At 53.3% G+C, this 14,997-nt stretch carries 13 protein-coding genes; 5 read left to right on the plus strand and 8 right to left on the minus strand.

Translation table 11 applies throughout. The features are described 5' to 3' along the window. Positions 1–238: 238 nt before the first annotated feature. From QLH52_RS22645 to QLH52_RS22655, 3 genes are all read right to left on the minus strand, one after another. Complete coding sequence (locus QLH52_RS22645) at positions 239–2,110, minus strand: ATP-binding response regulator (protein WP_319963046.1); 1,872 nt, start codon at positions 2,108–2,110, stop codon at positions 239–241. A 141-nt stretch (positions 2,111–2,251) separates the two neighbouring features. Further along, on the minus strand, positions 2,252–3,547 hold the full coding sequence (locus tag QLH52_RS22650; protein ID WP_101052333.1) for an ABC transporter permease: 1,296 nt from the start codon (positions 3,545–3,547) through the stop codon (positions 2,252–2,254). Next, complete coding sequence (locus QLH52_RS22655; RefSeq protein WP_101052332.1) at positions 3,544–4,458, minus strand: ABC transporter ATP-binding protein; 915 nt, start codon at positions 4,456–4,458, stop codon at positions 3,544–3,546. The genes QLH52_RS22650 and QLH52_RS22655 overlap by 4 nt, the downstream gene beginning before the upstream one ends. Before the next feature lie 323 nt (positions 4,459–4,781). On the opposite strand from QLH52_RS22655, the gene QLH52_RS22660 reads away from it, so the two are divergent. From QLH52_RS22660 to acnB, 3 genes are read left to right on the plus strand one after another with little or no spacing between them, the layout of a single operon-like run. After that, the gene (locus tag QLH52_RS22660; protein ID WP_319963047.1) at positions 4,782–5,792 is read left to right on the plus strand and encodes an isocitrate/isopropylmalate dehydrogenase family protein; all 1,011 of its coding nucleotides are present in this window, start codon (positions 4,782–4,784) and stop codon (positions 5,790–5,792) included. Positions 5,793–5,814: 22 nt separating this feature from the next. Further along, positions 5,815–6,429 carry a Uma2 family endonuclease gene (locus QLH52_RS22665; protein ID WP_319963048.1) on the plus strand — a complete coding sequence of 205 codons (615 nt, stop codon included), beginning with the start codon at positions 5,815–5,817 and terminating at the stop codon, positions 6,427–6,429. An 18-nt stretch (positions 6,430–6,447) separates the two neighbouring features. Beyond that, positions 6,448–9,006: a bifunctional aconitate hydratase 2/2-methylisocitrate dehydratase gene (gene acnB / locus QLH52_RS22670; RefSeq protein ID WP_319963049.1), complete on the plus strand. Its 2,559-nt coding sequence runs from the start codon at positions 6,448–6,450 to the stop codon at positions 9,004–9,006. Positions 9,007–9,132: 126 nt separating this feature from the next. On the opposite strand, the gene QLH52_RS22675 is transcribed toward acnB, so the two are convergent. The 5 genes from QLH52_RS22675 to dbpA all read right to left on the minus strand — a co-directional run bounded on the left by QLH52_RS22675 (position 9,133) and on the right by dbpA (position 14,041). Continuing rightward, positions 9,133–9,507 carry a hypothetical protein gene (locus tag QLH52_RS22675; RefSeq protein WP_225587603.1) on the minus strand — a complete coding sequence of 125 codons (375 nt, stop codon included), beginning with the start codon at positions 9,505–9,507 and terminating at the stop codon, positions 9,133–9,135. Positions 9,508–9,919: 412 nt separating this feature from the next. After that, positions 9,920–10,342: an HIT domain-containing protein gene (locus QLH52_RS22680; protein ID WP_171695390.1), complete on the minus strand. Its 423-nt coding sequence runs from the start codon at positions 10,340–10,342 to the stop codon at positions 9,920–9,922. A gap of 67 nt (positions 10,343–10,409) precedes the next feature. Next, positions 10,410–11,267, minus strand: coding sequence for a penicillin-insensitive murein endopeptidase (mepA, locus tag QLH52_RS22685; protein WP_319963050.1), 858 nt, complete (start codon positions 11,265–11,267; stop codon positions 10,410–10,412). 36 nt (positions 11,268–11,303) lie between these two features. Next, positions 11,304–12,440, minus strand: a complete 1,137-nt coding sequence (locus tag QLH52_RS22690) for an acyltransferase family protein (protein WP_033156231.1) — start codon at positions 12,438–12,440, stop codon at positions 11,304–11,306. Positions 12,441–12,652: 212 nt separating this feature from the next. Then, positions 12,653–14,041 carry an ATP-dependent RNA helicase DbpA gene (gene dbpA, locus QLH52_RS22695; RefSeq protein WP_033156232.1) on the minus strand — a complete coding sequence of 463 codons (1,389 nt, stop codon included), beginning with the start codon at positions 14,039–14,041 and terminating at the stop codon, positions 12,653–12,655. Positions 14,042–14,509: 468 nt separating this feature from the next. On the opposite strand from dbpA, the gene QLH52_RS22700 reads away from it, so the two are divergent. Continuing rightward, positions 14,510–14,719 carry a type II toxin-antitoxin system VapB family antitoxin gene (locus QLH52_RS22700; protein WP_205450220.1) on the plus strand — a complete coding sequence of 70 codons (210 nt, stop codon included), beginning with the start codon at positions 14,510–14,512 and terminating at the stop codon, positions 14,717–14,719. After that, positions 14,716–14,997: a type II toxin-antitoxin system VapC family toxin gene (locus QLH52_RS22705; RefSeq protein WP_319963051.1), complete on the plus strand. Its 282-nt coding sequence runs from the start codon at positions 14,716–14,718 to the stop codon at positions 14,995–14,997. Before QLH52_RS22700 ends, QLH52_RS22705 begins: the two co-directional genes overlap by 4 nt.

The following is a 14,997-nucleotide window of genomic DNA, read 5'->3' on the forward strand; positions in this document are numbered from 1 at the left end:
ATGGGACATTGAAAACCTCAAATGATCTACCTTGTGAATGCAGGCTGCCGGAATCCGGGCCGAAGAGACTGTCCGATCGTTGATCGAGGGTGGGTCACTGCTGCAGGGGTCTACGTCTCGGCCAAGGTCCGATACGGCATCCAGTGACCCAAACCTGAGGTGCCCCTCAGGCATGTTTTTCGAGATTTTATTATCTCCTGAAAAACACGGGTGGATAATACAAGGCCCGATGGCAGGCTTAAATAAGTTGTGCATTCTCCGTTTCGCGCTCTAGCGCCTTAACTATCGTCGCCATTAGCACATCCGACTTCGCCGGCTTGCGCAACAACTGAGTACCGGCCGGCCAGTGGGCTTTGTCCTCTTCGCCGATGCCTTCCGCCGACAGCACCAAGATCGGCACCGGACCGCAATCGGCGTGGACGGCGGCGATGATGTCGTGGGCGGTTTCGGTGTCGCCCAGGTAAAAATCGGTAATCAGTAAGTCCGGCACTTGTAGAGTGTCGGCCAGGGCCAGTCGGGTTTCGACAAGCGAAGTCGCGGTTTGTACGTCGCAGCCCCAGGCTTGTAGTTGGCAGCTCAGAGCTTCGAGTGTTTCGGCGTCATCGTCCACAACCAGCATTAGACGGCCGGCAAAGTCGCCGATAGGCGCCGGTGATTCGAAATTGGTCAAACTGAGTTGAGCGATGGGTACGCTCAGTTTAAAGTCGCAGCCGCGTCCCGGTTTGGAATGCAATGCCAGTTCGTGATCGGGTAGATGTTGGACGGCGGTGGATACATAAGCCAGACCAATTCCCAAACCATGCGCGCTGGGGTCGTTATTGCGGCGCTGGCCGCGGACGAATTCCTTGAAGATGTCGCCGCGTATGTCCGTCGAGATACCGGGGCCACTATCGCGCACATGGATTTGCAAGCAGTCCGGGCCGATTTTGACGGCCGTCAGTATGATCCAGCCGCTATTGGTGTATTTGATCGCGTTATCCAGCAGGTTGCCGATGATTTGGCTTAAAATGCTGGCGTCGCTGTGGACGTTATAAGGTGGGCTTCGACGGAGATGCACGATCAAATTCAGGCCGCGTTTGGCGGCTTGTGGGGCAAACTGATTTTCTAATGCGGCCAGCAACAAATTGATGTCGACGGTAGTCAGCAACGGACGTTGCGTGCCGTTTTCCAGGTTGCCAATGTCCAAAATATGGTTGACGGCGCGGTTCAGTTCATCAATCGCAAAGCCCATACGCCCGGCGATATGTTGCAATGATTGAGTGGCAGGTTCCATACAGGCTGCCTCCATGACGGAGGAATAGCAACTCAGGGCCTGCAGTGGTTGCCGCAAATTGTGGCTGAGCTGCCGCAAGAAGCGGCTCTTACGCTCGGCGACCAGTTCCACTTTGCGCTTTTCACTGAAGGATTTGCGGGCGTAAGCTTCCAGTTGGCAGCGGGTGCAGACGCCGAAGATATTGACGATGCAAAGATTAAGGACAGACGGGATCAAGTCAATCACGGTCAGCCCAAGCCAATAGCCGGCCAGCGGCATAGCCAGCGCAGTACTCCAGCCAAAACTTATTGTCGCCCGCAACGACATGAACATTTGCCCGTAACTGAAAAAATACATGGGCAATAGGGCCGGCCAGGTTTCGGCGTAGTAGCGGGGATTACCGTCGTATAGCAAGATGGCGATTAAATTGGCTGCGGACAGTCCGGCGCTGAGTTTGGCGATGGTGTTGATTTTTGCCGCTGCTTCTACGCAGACATTTAGGTATCTGAATAAGCCCAAAAGTACCAGGACTATGGGAAGTCTTAAGATGGCTTCTGCGGTTGAGGTATTACCTGTATGCAGATCCAGCAGGATATAGACCAGGAATGCGACGGCTCCCAAGCCTAACGCCCATTTGAGGGGGCTTAGTAATACTAGGTAACGTTCTTCCCAAAACTGCCGTTCGCTATCTTCATCGAACTGCGGGATGGCAAACAGTTTGGTGAGGCTGAGCGATAGTTTGGTATCGAGAAAAAGTCCGAGCGGACGGTGGGTGGGGGCGCGAAAAAAAGCCTTGCCGGCAAGATGTTCGATGAATGGATTTGGTACGCGCATGCCGCCGGTCTTGGTCGCAACCATCGTACTCGATGCGGCGCAAAGAGCGCATCAGTTTTTCCGATAGCCAAGTTATTGTTGTTTTTGTAGCTGGGCTTTATTTTCTCTATTCCGGTAGGCCTAAGCAAGAAAAGTTAGCTAACGCACCAACAAATTCTATTGGCCTTAAACACTTTGCCGCCAGCGTTGATAAAGTAGGCGTAAAATCAGCGCACATTGCAGCGCGGCAAAAGCTAACGCCGAGAATGCGGAATCCGCCCATAGTGGAAAGAATAACGCTGAAACGCTGGTCATGCCGACTGCGCCGAACAGGCCGGGGAGAATGCCGTACAGCAGCGCTGCGGACAGTAAACTCAGGCTAAAAGCGCGTTGCGGATTTTTGCCGTAGCAAAAAAACAGGTAAACGGCGCAATCGCGTAATACTAATAGTGCGACAGCCAGTGGGTAGGCATGCAGGGAGATGTCCAGCCAGGCAAAGCGTTGCTCTTGGAAGCTCAGAAATATCGCAAACGGCAGGCTTAGCGCAAAACTCAATGCGCTCAAGGGTAGTTCCTCACCCACTCGGCGCCAATTCGCTTGTCGCCAATAATCCAGTAAGCGTTTGATGCGCATTGGCTCGTGCCGTTCGACGATGACGCCAATGTAAGTTAAAGCGCTGCAAACGGCTAAAGCAGCCAGCGAAAAGGAATAGTGGGTATTGGGAATAAAGCCGCCCAAATAGATAATCAAAAACAGCGTAAAACCCAGCCAGGCCGAGGGCAAATTGCGCAAACTCAAGTCTTGCGCCAGCAAGCGATAATTGCCCATGACGCACCAGAATAAGGCGCAAAGCAGGCTTATTTGGTGCAAAGTCTGTGGGTTAACAGTCAGGTTATACCAGGTGTTGCTTTGAAAATGACCGGGCAAATAATTGGCCGTTTCGGTTAAATCAGTCAAAGACGGCATGAAAACGAGGAAACCCACCAATACCAAAATGAGTATCGAACCGGTTTTTAGCTGGCCGCGTTGCACTGCCAGCAAACCCAACAAAAGCCCGGCGCTTTGTACCAGTAATGCAGTGCCAATGGCGTAAAAAAACAATAAGGGTAGGGCGGCCGGATTGTCGGTAGCCAGCGCATGGACCAGTAAACAAATGCCGGCGCAGTACCAGGCCATGCTGGTACTGCCCAGCAGTTTGCCCCAGGTCATTTGCCACGGCCCGAGAGCCGACAGGCGTTGCGTATCCCAGGTGCGATCGCGGTATTCTTCAACAATGCTGTCCAGGCTTTGCCGGGTGCCCCATAGCAGCGTGATCAGCATGAATAGCGTCAAAGCGGCTTGCGCGGTGATGCTGCCCAGCCGGTAGTCATCTAGGAAATAGGTTAAGGTAAACACCGCGCCCAACACCACAGGCGCGCCTATCAGCCGGGCCGGCGAGCATTCCAAAATCAGTTGGCGTTCAAATTCGGGATTTAGATTCATGAGCTGTGGCGGATGGTTTGTAGGTAAGCGTCTTGCAGATTGCTGGCGACCGGGGCGAATTCGCAGACCGGTAAATCCAGTGCGATGAGGGCTTTCAACACTTGGTGTTGTTGAGCCGCGTCGCCGTTCAGCTGCAGTAAGGCTTGTTGTTTATCGTCGCTATTCAATACCTTAACATCAGGTAGCGATTGCAGGCGTTGCAACAGGTTTTCTACTGGATGTGCCAGCAGCAACTTGAAGGGTTTTAGCAAGGACGGCGCTTTCACCGCAACCTGTTCGACGATTTTGCCGTGACGCAGCACCAGCATATCGGTGCAATAGGCCTCCAGCTCGGCGAGGATATGCGAGGACACCAGCAGCGTCATGCCTTGGGCTTGCAGGTCTAAAAATAGCTCGGCCAGTTCATGGCGGGCTTCCGGGTCCAAGCCGGATGCCGGTTCGTCCAGCAACACCACCGGCGGTTTGTGGATGATGGCTTGGGCGATGGCTACCCGTTGACGTAAGCCGCGCGATAGCTCGGCCGGGCTGTTTTCCAATCTATCTTGAATATGCAAACGCCTGCTGACAGCTTCGATAGCGGCCGGGCAATCAGCTGCAAAAATGCCTTGGGCGCGGGCCACGTAATGCAGGCATTGCCGCACCGTCAAGCGTTGATAAAGCCCAAAAAAATCCGATAAGTAGCCGATGATGCGATGGCACTCGCGCGGTTGTTCCAATACGTCGATGCCGGCGATATTGATCGCACCGCTGACCGGTTGATCCAGCGCCGCCATGCAGCGCAGCAGCGTGGTTTTGCCGGCGCCGTTGGGACCGACCAGCGCGGTAATGCTGCCGGCGGCGATGTCGAACGACACATCGTCCAATGCGCGTAGGCCTGGGTATTCGAAAATCAGCTTATCGACGGAGATCATGTTTAGCTCTGATGAAGGCTTGGGTAAAAAATGATGCGGGTTCGATGATACCGCTTTTTGGTTTGCCGGACGCCGATTATCGGCTTAGGCTGCTTGGGTATGAATTTTGCTGCATTTCTGAGGTGAGTTTGGCTGATAAACTCCGAGTACGCCCGAAATTAAGGCCTACACCAATCCTGCTTGACCATGCGGCGGGGCGCGAAACTGTGTATTATTACTCGCAATAACGGTGCTTTATCACGCGAATGAGTAACGACTCAATCGCGATACAGATGAGTACACGCAAAGACTGGTTATTTTTAAACATCAAGTAGGAGAAATGAATGCATAACGTCACGTTGATTAAAGGTGATGGTATTGGCCCTTCGATCATGGACGCCGCCGTGGCGGTGATCAACGCTTCGGGTGCGAAAATTCATTGGCATGAGGCGGACGCCGGCATGTCGGCTTATGAAAGAACCGGCACGCCGCTGCCGGATGCGACGATGGAATCTATCGCCCAGACTCGGGTGGCGTTTAAAGGACCATTGACCACGATGGTGGGCGAGGGTTTTAGAAGCATCAACGTAGAACTGCGCAAACAATACGATCTTTATGCCAACGTGCGGCCGGCGAAAAGCTGGAAAGGCGTAAAAACCCGTTACGACGACGTCGATATTGTCATTGTGCGCGAAAATACCGAAGGCCTCTATGTCGGTTTGGAACATTATCTGACGCCGGCTAAGGACATCGCCGAAAGTTTGGCGGTGGTTACCAAGGCCGGTTCCGAACGCATTGTGGAATATGCCTTTAAGTATGCTATCGATAACAATCGTAAGAAAGTGACGGTCTGCCACAAAGCCAATATTTTGAAATACACCCAGGGCTTGTTCCTGAGAGCGGCACGGGAAGTGGCGGCCAAATATCCCGATATCGAGTTCGACGAAAAAATCGTCGATGCCGCCTGCATGCACATGGTGATGAAGCCGGAACAATTTGACGTGGTGGTCACCACCAATATGTTTGGCGATATTTTGTCGGATTTGACTGCCGGTTTGGTAGGTGGCTTGGGCTTGATCCCTGGTGCGAACATAGGTGCCGATGCAGCGCTATTCGAAGCGGTACACGGCAGTGCGCCGGACATCGTCGGCAAAAATATCGCCAACCCTACGGCGGTGATGATGGGGGGCGTGATGATGCTGAACCATTTGGGCGAACACGAAGCGGCTACCCGAATGCTGAACGCGATTGAAAAAGTCGTGAACGGCGGTGTCTATGTCACCCCGGATTTGAACCCAGACACCAAATACGGCACCCAGGAAATGGGTCAAGCCATCGTCGATGCGATGGAGTGATTAACCTGCGGCGGAGGCGGTTATGAGTGCGCAACCTAAATTCGACAAGTCTTGGATGTCCGTCGAAGATTATCTGGCAGCGGAATTGCTCAGCGACATAAAGCATGAGTATGACGCCGGCGAACTGGTGGCCATGTCGGGTGCCAGCAAGAATCATGAGCGCATCAAGATGAGTTTGGCTCGACTGTTGGGTAATCATTTACAAGGCAAGCCTTGTGAACCCTTCAGTTCCGATGTCAAAGTCAAGATCGACCAGTATCTGTTCTACCCTGATGCGATGGTGGTTTGCGAAGATACCTCGACCCACGACTATTATGCCGAAGCGCCAGTCTTGATCGTCGAAGTGCTGTCTAAATCCACCCGCCGCCGCGACGAAACCATCAAGCGCCGCTTGTACCAAACCATCCCCAGCTTGCTGGAATATGTGCTGATCGAACAGGACATCGTCGATGTTGAAGTCTGCCGGCGTAGCGAAGGCTGGGTGTCCAATCATTACTTTCTCGGCGATCAAGCCCGCTTCGAATCGGTGGATTTAACGCTGGACGTTGCCGAGATTTATCAGCGGGTTGATAACGACGACATGCGCACTTTTATCGCCGAACAGGCCGCCGCAGACCAAGCGTCCCAAGTCCAATAATTTTTACCGGAAATCATCATGCTAGAACAATACCGAAAACATGTCGCCGAACGCGCTGCCGAAGGCATCGTTCCCAAACCACTGGACGCCGAACAAGTCGCCGCGCTGGTTGAATTATTGAAACAGCCGCCTGCCGGCGAAGAAGCGTTTCTGCTGGATTTGCTGGAAAACCGCATTCCAGCCGGCGTCGACGAAGCCGCTTATGTCAAAGCCGGGTTTCTGACGGCGGTCGCCAAGGGCGAGGCGACTTCACCGCTGCTGACGCCGGAAAAAGCCACCGAATTGCTCGGCACGATGCTGGGTGGTTACAACGTCGCGCCGTTGATCGAATTGCTGGAAAGCGCCTCATTGGCGCCGATTGCCGCGAGAGCGCTGTCGCAAATTCTGCTGATATTCGACGCCTTTCACGATGTGCAGGAAAAAGCCCAAGCAGGCAACGCTTACGCCAAACAGGTACTGCAATCCTGGGCTGATGCCGAATGGTTTACCGCCAAGCCGGAAGTGCCGGAAAAACTGACGGTCACTGTTTTCAAAGTTACCGGCGAAACCAATACCGACGATCTGTCGCCGGCGCCGGACGCCTGGTCCAGGCCGGACATCCCGTTGCACGCCAAGGCCATGCTGAAGATGCCGCGCGACGGCATCACCAATGCAGAGCAACAAATTACCGAACTGAAAGCCAAAGGCTTTCCGGTGGCCTACGTCGGCGACGTGGTCGGCACCGGCTCCTCGCGAAAATCCGCGACCAACTCGGTGTTGTGGTTCATGGGCGACGACATTCCGTTTATCCCCAATAAACGCGGCGGCGGCGTCTGTATTGGCGGCAAGATCGCGCCTATCTTCTTCAACACCATGGAAGATTCCGGCGCGCTGCCTATCGAGTGTGACGTCACCGGCATGGCGATGGGCGACGTGATCGATATTTATCCTTATCAAGGTGTCGTCAAACGGCATGATACGGACGAAGTCGTCTGCAAGTTTGCTTTGAAAACCGAAGTGATCTTCGACGAAGTCCGCGCCGGTGGCCGGATTCCGTTGATTATTGGCCGCGGCTTGACCGACCGTGCCCGCCAATTCTTGGGCTTGCCTGCTTCTACGGTGTTTCGCCGCTTGGGCGAAGCCGCCGATACCGGCAAAGGTTTTACCCTGGCGCAAAAAATCGTCGGCAAGGCTTGCGGCGTGGCCGGCGTGCGGCCTGGCAGCTATTGCGAACCGAAAATGACCACCGTAGGTTCGCAAGACACCACCGGGCCGATGACCCGCGACGAACTTAAAGATCTGGCTTGCTTAGGCTTCTCTGCGGATTTGGTGATGCAATCGTTTTGTCATACTGCCGCTTATCCCAAGCCGGTGGATGTGCAAATGCAGCATACCTTACCAGACTTCATCATGACCCGCGGCGGGGTCTCATTGCGTCCCGGCGACGGCGTGATTCACTCCTGGTTGAACCGGATGTTGTTGCCGGATACCGTCGGCACCGGCGGCGACTCACATACCCGTTTCCCTATCGGTATTTCCTTCCCGGCCGGTTCCGGCCTGGTGGCCTTCGCTGCGGCGACCGGCGTGATGCCCCTGGATATGCCGGAATCGGTATTGGTGCGCTTCAAGGGCCAGATGCAACCTGGCATTACCTTGCGCGATTTAGTCAACGCGATTCCTTATGCGGCATTGAAAAGCGGCTCATTGACCGTGGCCAAACAAGGCAAGAAGAACGTGTTTTCCGGGCGGATTTTGGAAATCGAAGGTTTGCCGGATTTGAAAGTCGAGCAAGCGTTCGAATTATCCGACGCCTCGGCCGAGCGATCCGCAGGCGGCTGCACGATCAAGCTCAACGAGGCGCCGATTCGCGAGTATTTGAACTCCAACATCACCTTGCTGAAATGGATGATCGCCGAAGGTTACGGCGATGCCCGAACCATCCAACGCCGTATCAAAGCGATGCAGGATTGGTTGGCGAATCCAGTATTGATGGAAGCGGATAAAGACGCGGAATATGCGGAAATCATTGAAATTGACCTAAATGAAATCACCGAGCCATTGCTAGCTTGCCCGAACGACCCGGATGACATCAAACCGCTGTCGGAAGTGGCGGGCACCAAGATCGACGAGGTGTTCATCGGTTCCTGCATGACCAACATCGGCCACTTCCGCGCCGCCGGGAAGTTGCTGGAAAAAGCCGGGGCCTTACCCACACGCTTGTGGGTAGCACCGCCGACCAAAATGGATCAAAACCAGTTAGTGGAAGAAGGCTATTACGGCACCTTCGGCAAGGTCGGAGCGCGCACCGAAATGCCGGGCTGCTCCTTGTGTATGGGCAATCAGGCGAGGGTGGCGGAAGGTTCGACCGTGGTATCGACATCGACCCGCAACTTCCCCAACCGTTTGGGCAATGGTGCGAACGTCTATCTGTCCTCAGCGGAATTGGCAGCGGTATGCTCGCTATTGGGCAAGATTCCGACGGTTGCCGAGTATATGCAATATGCCGCCAGCATCGAACAAACCAGCGCGGATACCTATCGTTATCTTAACTTCGATCAAATTGATAGTTATCAGGATAAGGCCAAGGAAGTCGCTTAGCCCGGCGGATTTTAGGCATCGTGCCGTAGCAGGCGCGGTAACCCGGTTTTAGTTGGGCTACCGCGCCGCACCCAGTGGGAAAATATTTACGTCTTCCACTTGGAAGTGGTAAGCAATGAAATAAAATTACAGGCTATCAATAATCTCCAGGCAGCGCTGAAAAGCACTACGGACGATGAAAAAGGTCATTGCAAGCGGGTAGGATAGATAGTGCTCAGGTAGTGCCAGACAAATGAGCACCAATACCGCAACGGCGCAGGAATCGAAGCGGGCCAAATATTTTTGCATATAGCGCAAGGATTCTTGGGATTCCCAATCAAACTGCGGACTTTTGTTGATTAAACCCAGTAGCATCCAACTGCTAAGCAAAGCAAAATAAACTGGAAACACGCTGAATTGCGGCGAGCCGTCGCTGAATTGCGGGCTCCAGTAACCGTACCAAGTCCATAAGCCTGCGGAGGCAAAACCATCGTGCCATATTTTGCTGGGTACTAATTTCAAACAACCACTCAATAGAAAAAGCACCGCAAGGCACGCTCCCGCACCCCATACGGCTTTTATATTCAGTAAGGGTAAAAATGCATTTTGGGTTAAGGTTAGGGGAGTTAAGATTAGACAGCAGACGATGAAAATAGGCATGGTAGTAACAATGGCTTTTTTAAGTTTTACAAAGTCTGCCATAAGCTCGACGGATTTGAGCAATCGATATAAGCGGCTTACCTGGCTCGAAATTTCCTGAGCTTCTGATGCGGGCTCAAACTGGAGTCACGATATTTGCAAGCGCCTGTCCTTACGTTGCGACCTTTTTGATTGTGACTTGCTTTTGCACCGAGCGTCAATCACACAATAATTGGGTTATTTCAGTTATTGCCTATTCTCGCTTGCTATCCCTGGCTAAAGATTCACTCAATTTTCAATTGATTAAATGCATCTGCAAAGCGGAACGGAGTTGGGTAATCCTTTGTTCGGCCTGGTCGCCTGCATACGGCAGGCTGGCGAACTTTCCCCATACCGGTGCCGGCCAGGCTTTATCGGTTTGATAGCGCACCACATGGTGCAGATGCAATTGCGGGACGAGATTGCCAATTGCGGCAATATTGAGTTTGTCGGGGCGATAAATACTCGCCAGTGCCTCGGCAAGCAGGCAGGACTCGCTTTGCAGAGCCTGTCTATCCGCCTGTCCAAGCTGATAAATTTCTCTGATATTGTGGCGCCTGGGCACCAGGATGAACCAAGGGTATTGGCTGTCGTTCATCATTAACAATTCCGTTAGCGCAAAGCTCCCTACGTTAAAACAATCTTGCGCTAGTTGTTGATGAAGTACGAAATCGGGCATGGTGCTCTCAAATGAAGAATAAAATATTTAGCTGACTGATGCTGTAAAGGCCGATACGCCAATATCATCAGGGACGATGCAACAGCTGCTCGCACAATGCCGGTAACGGCGGTGGCGGCAACGGCACGCTTTTCGACGGCGCTTTGGCTTCCGCGGAAAACCACCAGGCCAAGCTGGCGTCGCAACCGTCGCCGGCGGGCAGCGGCTCTTGCGAGTCGCAATGCGGACTATGCGGGGGGCATTTCAAGCGCACATGAAAATGATCGTCGTGTTTCCACCATGGGCGAATCTTCCTCAACCACTCGCCGGCTCCGGGACTTTTAGTGGCGCACAGTTCTTGTTTGATGCTGGGGTTCACAAAAATCCTGTCGACCTCGGGTTGGCGTGCGGCGGCTTCCAGTACCTTTGCCAGGTCCGGCGACCAATGCTGGTAATCCATAGTATCGTTTTGCATGTTCACGACCGAAGGCGCGCTCCAAGTTTCGCGTTCGTTGGCCGTCAATTGCCGGTTACTGGCTGGTTCGGATAACAAAAACCATATATCCACATCCAAGCCTGACTGATGGCTGCGATGTCCGCTTAAAGTGGGGCCGCCGCGTGGTTGGCCTAAATCGCCGATCAACAACGAGCCCAATTTATGCTCGGCGCTGAACTGGCCTAGATGCTGGATAAAACCGATTAAGTTAGGATGCCCATAATAGCGGTGGCGCGATAAGCGCATCACTTGATAACCTTGGCCGTCCAGGGGCAGGGTGGCCGCGCCGCTGATGCACCCGCTGGTATAGGTGCCGATGCTTTCGCTGGGTTCCTGGGTCGGTGTGGTGATTTTGGCCCAGTCTTGAGCGGTCGAGCCTGCGGTAGCGATGGTGTTAACGCTCAACGCGGCAACGCTTACTAAAATGGATGAAATGCTAGCTAGGCGCATGGTCAATTGGCAAGGAAATGGAATAACGGGCCGCGATTATACCGTTGGCTTGCCGATAGCGGCTATCGCATCGGTCACTCGCCGCCCCAAACTCATGCTGGGGATTTCCAGCCAATGATAAAACAACAAAGAAACCCCTTGCACGCAGCCGATAGTGATAAGCCAGCCGCCAAACCAAAGTGCCAGCCGGTTTTCGGTAAACCCTTCCAAAAATTTTAAAACCAGCGGCGTTAGACAAATCAGAATCGCCATGTGGCTGAGATAGGCGCTGTAAGACACTTTGCCGATTTGCCGTAACATCGGTTGCGATAGCACCTGCTGCGCATCTTTAGAACCTAGCACGAACATCAAAATCAAACCGGCTCCCAAACCGGAACCCAGCCAGACTGCGGTATCCCCAAATATGTCGGACGGCACAAAAGTGCCGCAGGTATAAAACGCTAAGCCGGTCAATAGCAACAAACGCCGTTGCCAGCGTCGGCCGGACAGGTAATGGGTCAGATCGGTGTAGTGTCTGGCAATGGTCATGCCCAATAGAAAATGCAGCAAGAAAATCGACACACCCAATAGGCTGGTCGCCAGCAAGCCAAAAAATACCAGCCAAGAACTGCCGCGTCCCGCCAGCAATAAGCCTACCGGCAGCAGCAAAGACAAGACCAATTCGATACTTAAAGTCCAAGCTTGCGGCAGTAGTACGATCAAGGCGGGCAATTTCAATAAAAAACTCTCACGCAGCATGTCGGCGGGCGTTAACGGAAATTTATGCCACATGCCGGTTATCCAGTCAGTTGCCGGCAGACTGGTCTTCAGTATCGCGCTGTCGAAGGTGTTCACAAACAGGCCGGCGCTGATCAGTAAAACCAACAAGTACGGCAACCAGATCCGAAACATCCGATTAATCAAAAAACGCGCCAAATGAAATTCGCTCAGATCGGGCATGTGTCCGGCGCGAAAATAGCGTAAAGACAGCACCACGCCACTGAGCACGAAAAACATCGATACTGCCGCCGAGCCGTCCCACCAAATGTGTAGCGGCGAGAAATCCAATAGTTGCTGGCAAAGTGGCGTTTCGCAGGGTAGGCCATAGGCGATGACGAAATGTTCGCTGATAACGGCCAAGGCCGCCAGGCCGCGAATGGTGTCCAGGTAACTGATATGTGTTTTAGGTGCCACAGGCGAATCTTATTTTGGAGTAGTCAGTGTCGGCTGGCATAGGTATAGCAGGCTTTGGCGATTCGGCTATCGAGCGCTGTTATATTTGCTGGGTTACGAAAGCAGACGCTGTTCAGATGCTGATCATCCGTCTTCAGACGTCATCCCCCGTCGGCAGGGATGAGGAAATGCCGTCAGAAAAACCAAGCAAAACCGCTGCTCAAGGCTTTAAACTAATTCCATTGCGATTTGCGCACGTTGAAATTGCGGCCCTTGATTTTGCCGGCCCGCAAGCAGGTCAAAGCCTTATCCGCACTGCCGCGTTTCACCGCTACATAGGCGTGTTTATCGAAGATGTCGATTTTGCCCACTTCGCCGCCGGCTATGCCGTTAGCGCCGGTGAGTGCGCCCAAAATATCGCCCGGCCGCATCTTGTCCTTGCGGCCGCCGTCTATCCATAGCGTGACCATCGGCGGCTCGAAGCGGTGTTCGCTGCTCAGTTTAAACGGTGCAATTTCGTCCCATTTCACGGAACCTGCCATATAGTCTTCGATGGCTTTAACCCGGTTTAACTCGGCTTCGCTGACCAAACTCAGCGCCAGGCCTTTCGCACCGGCACGGCCGGTACGGCCAATTCGGTGCACGTACACTTCCGGGTCCCAAGGCAATTCATAATTGATCACCGCTTGCATATCTTTGATGTCCAGGCCCCGCGCGGCAACATCGGTGGCGACCAGAATCGAACAGCTTTTATTGGCAAAACGCACCAACACTTGATCGCGGTCTTTTTGTTCCAAATCGCCATGCAAGGCCTGCACGGAAAAGCCGCAATTGGTCAATGTATCTGCCACGTCCTGGCATTCGCGCTTGGTATTGCAAAACACCACCGTCGATTCCGGGCGATGATAAGCCAGCAAATAACCGAGCGCATTCAGGCGTTTGGCTTTGTCTAGCTGATGAAAACGTTGTTCGATAGGGTTGTCCAGATGGCTGGTTTCGACGCTGACCGAGATCGGTTTGAATTGAAATTTCTGGCTCAAGGCGCGAATCGGCTCGGCGTAAGTCGCGGAGAATAGCAGCGTTTGCCGATGTGTCGGCGCGTAGGCAATTACGTCGGAGATGATGTCCGCAAAGCCCATGTCCAGCATGCGGTCGGCCTCGTCCAGCACCAATACTTTTAAATGATCCAGGCGCAAGCTGGCTTTTTGCAGATGTTCCTGCAATCGGCCCGGAGTACCCACCACCACATGCACGCCGTGTTCCAGCGAACTGCGCTGCGGCGCGAACGGTGTGCCGCCGCACAAGGCCAGCACTTTAATATTTTGCGTGAAGCGGGCTAATTGGCGGATTTCTTTGCAGACCTGATCGGCCAATTCGCGGGTAGGGCAAATCACCATGGCTTGCACTTTAAAGCTGCTCAAATCCAGCCGCGACAACAAGCCAATGCCAAACGCCGCCGTCTTGCCGCTGCCGGTCTTAGCTTGGGCGATCACATCCTTGCCTTCCAGAATATGCGGCAGACTTTCGGCTTGGATGGGTGTCAGGTGGGTGTAACCCAGCGATTCGATGTTTTCCAGCAGGGCGGGTTTTAATGGCAGGGACGAAAATTCGGGTGTATTCACAAAGGCTCTAATCGATATGATGCGGCGCGCTTGCCGACATGCGGGAGGCCATGATACCAGAGTTGCAGATTGGGTCCTTGCCGAATCAACGGGCTGCCAGCTTGCCATTCGCGGTCGATTTTTCACTTATCGGCCGATAAACAAAATTGTCCGCCGTTCAAACATTAAAAATATCGATCATTCGCTTGAAGCCGGAGGCAGACAAGCGCAATTAAAGCTTGGCTCCAAACGACGACCAAAAACACGATTGAGTTGGTGTCGCAAATGTGGGGGAGGCGAAGGTTGTTTGACTTGGAGATGAGAACCGTTCAACACCCGGTCACTCGAGCGGGAATTTCGAGAGGCGCTGGCGAAACAAATGACCGGTTTTTGTTGAACATTACATTGGCGTTTGGTGCATGTTTTAGCACAATCCCTTGACCTCATTTTTTGATACAGTAGATCATCAAGTGACGCCTGGAAAACCCTATGAGAACCACTGTAACCATAGACGATGCGTTGTACCAAAAGGCCCTGGAAATGGCTGATCCAGGTATGGATAAGACCGAAATCTTCCGGGAGGCAATGAAAACCTTCGTGCGGATTCAGGCCGCCAAACGCTTGGCTGCCTTGGGCGGAACCCTACCGGAGATGGCCGATATTCCCCGAGATCGCCGACAAACCGAACCGTCTGCATGATATTGGTCGACACCTCGGTTTGGGTTGACCATTTCAAAAATCGTAACGAAGACTTGGTTCGCTTGCTTGTTTCCGATTCGGCGTTGATACACCCTCTGATTATTGCCGAATTGGCCTGCGGTACGCCGCCCGCGCCGAGAACCCAAACCCTGAACAACCTGCGTCAGCTAAGGCTCTGCAATCAAGCCGGTTTGCAGGAAGTGGAAGAATTTATCGAACGAGAATTGCTGTATGGTTTTAGTTGCGGGTTAATAGACCCTACGACGCTAATATTCTAA

The sequence above is a fragment of the Methylomonas defluvii genome (assembly GCF_033949435.1).
GTDB lineage: Bacteria > Pseudomonadota > Gammaproteobacteria > Methylococcales > Methylomonadaceae > Methylomonas > Methylomonas defluvii.

Coding starts and splice junctions, on each gene's coding strand:
- QLH52_RS22650 (WP_101052333.1), bottom strand. CDS start 3,547: ATGAATCTAAATCCCGAATTTGAACGCCAACTGATTTTGGAATGCTCG.
- QLH52_RS22660 (WP_319963047.1), top strand. CDS start 4,782: ATGCATAACGTCACGTTGATTAAAGGTGATGGTATTGGCCCTTCGATC.
- acnB (WP_319963049.1), top strand. CDS start 6,448: ATGCTAGAACAATACCGAAAACATGTCGCCGAACGCGCTGCCGAAGGC.
- QLH52_RS22655 (WP_101052332.1), bottom strand. CDS start 4,458: ATGATCTCCGTCGATAAGCTGATTTTCGAATACCCAGGCCTACGCGCA.
- QLH52_RS22700 (WP_205450220.1), top strand. CDS start 14,510: ATGAGAACCACTGTAACCATAGACGATGCGTTGTACCAAAAGGCCCTG.
- QLH52_RS22680 (WP_171695390.1), bottom strand. CDS start 10,342: ATGCCCGATTTCGTACTTCATCAACAACTAGCGCAAGATTGTTTTAAC.
- mepA (WP_319963050.1), bottom strand. CDS start 11,267: ATGCGCCTAGCTAGCATTTCATCCATTTTAGTAAGCGTTGCCGCGTTG.
- QLH52_RS22665 (WP_319963048.1), top strand. CDS start 5,815: ATGAGTGCGCAACCTAAATTCGACAAGTCTTGGATGTCCGTCGAAGAT.
- QLH52_RS22705 (WP_319963051.1), top strand. CDS start 14,716: ATGATATTGGTCGACACCTCGGTTTGGGTTGACCATTTCAAAAATCGT.
- QLH52_RS22645 (WP_319963046.1), bottom strand. CDS start 2,110: ATGGTTGCGACCAAGACCGGCGGCATGCGCGTACCAAATCCATTCATC.